1 protein-coding gene is annotated in these 1,129 nt (G+C 32.2%); it reads right to left on the bottom strand.

Annotated features, from left to right (window positions below; translation table 11 throughout):
• Positions 1 to 1,129 (bottom strand): hypothetical protein (locus CQA75_RS08890; protein WP_137624599.1); only part of this gene is annotated, 1,129 nt, incomplete at both ends.

The following is a 1,129-nucleotide window of genomic DNA, read 5'->3' on the forward strand; positions in this document are numbered from 1 at the left end:
TCTTTAATACCATGTTCTTTAGCATAAGCTCTTATCTTAGCTCTAAGTTCTTCTGGAAAATTATAACGATTAATAGCGGGGATTCTAGGATCAAGGAGTTTATCTAAATAACCTCTTTTATAAATCCATTCTAATCTTTCAGGTGTGAAATAATAAGGGGCATTAGGATAACCTTGAGGAGGGGTTAGGGCTGCTAGTTTGGCACATAAAACTACAGTATCTCTATCTAAAGCAGCTTGTTGCTCACTCCAGTCATTGGGTGTATCTACATCAAATCTAGTTACCAATTGCTCTTTACACGCATCCATATAATCATCAAATTTATTTCTGCTCTCTGGAGTAGAATCCACATCCCTTGGATCTTTTAATTTACCCTTGTCAATTTCATTAAACAAACTCCACATCATATTGCCTTCTTCATCATAGGCAAACTGATACGTATTTAAATCAATAGTCCAATCTGCTCCTATAATTTCATCCAAAAAAGGTATCATACCAAATTCATCCAATAAACTCTCATAATAATAATCGTGTAAATCATAAATCATTTTTGCTCTAATCTGATTCCAATGTTGTCCTGTGATAAAAGAATTAGAACACAATACTGCTAAACCTAAACTTTTAAAAGCATTTTTATCTCCAAATTGAGCTTGTAAGAATAAAGCTTGTTGTTGTCTTGTTTTAAATCCTACAGCAGCTGTAGGACTAGCTTTCATATCTCCTAAAAGTAAAGCAGCTAATTCCCATTCATTAAAAAAAGAATAAGATTTTAATGTTCCACGATGAGAACTTACTTCATCATAAATATCCATATATTCTTCATTAACCAATCTTCCTTTTTCATCTACATTGCAATAAGCATCATAAGGTATATCTATAACAGCAGATCTTAAACCACTTCTTATAGCTAAATATTTACATCTTTCTCTTTTGGTTTTTAAAGACTTATAATAAGCTTTTTCTGCTTTAGTCCAAGGAGCAATAGCTCCTTTAACAGGATCTTTTAAATAAATCTTTTGCCAATCTTTAAATTCAAGCAAAGTAGATTTTTGCCCTGTGTGAAATTCAGGATCTAGGTATTGAGGCTTATAATCGATATAAGGAGAAGTTCTTAAGATATGATCAGCTT

This window comes from Campylobacter taeniopygiae (genome assembly GCF_005406225.1).
GTDB classification, from domain to species: Bacteria; Campylobacterota; Campylobacteria; order Campylobacterales; family Campylobacteraceae; genus Campylobacter_D; species Campylobacter_D taeniopygiae.